We start from the raw sequence: 532 nt of genomic DNA, 5'->3' as shown, positions 1-532 counted from the left end.
CGCCCCTGTCTGGAAGACTTTTTTACTCAAATTCCGATAGCAATTTTGAGTAAAAACGCGAAGCTTTGCCAAAAAGTGGCTAGCCAGTCGGCTAACCATTTTGGCATTGCACAGCGAACTTGGGGGTCAAGGGGGAGCGTTAGCTGTCCCCCTTGCAAGCACCGCAGCTGCCACAAACGTAGTCTTGTGGCTAGCATGCGGGTTGCTTGCCAAGCCTCTGTTATTCGATTATCATTAGGAGGTCATCAGCCGTAGGCTGATCCGACTTTTGATATCTCGAATAACTTTGCCCGTAGGGCAACAGAGGTGGGACTTGTGAACGAACTGCAAAATCTGGCTAGCACAAAAAAGACGACTCAGGTTCATCGTCAGGCTAGCAAACAAATTAATTTTCGGGTGAGTGAACCGGACTATTTAAAGCTGGCGCGTTCGGCGCAAACTTTAAATCTGTCCGTGCCGGCTTTTGTCAAAAAGAAGGCCCAGGGGGCGCGCTTAGTTGCCCCTAAGATTGCTGCCCAAGATGCCCAGAACA

Annotated in this window: 1 pseudogene; it reads left to right on the top strand. The window is 49.8% G+C overall.

Annotated elements, in window-relative coordinates:
- Positions 1–315: 315 nt before the first annotated feature.
- Positions 316–532, top strand: a pseudogene (locus tag KGF65_RS16825) (plasmid mobilization relaxosome protein MobC); the annotation flags it as partial.

The organism is Lactiplantibacillus sp. 30.2.29, assembly GCF_018991255.1.
Lineage (GTDB): Bacteria > Bacillota > Bacilli > Lactobacillales > Lactobacillaceae > Lactiplantibacillus > Lactiplantibacillus pentosus.
This window is presented reverse-complemented; position numbering and strand designations above follow the sequence as displayed.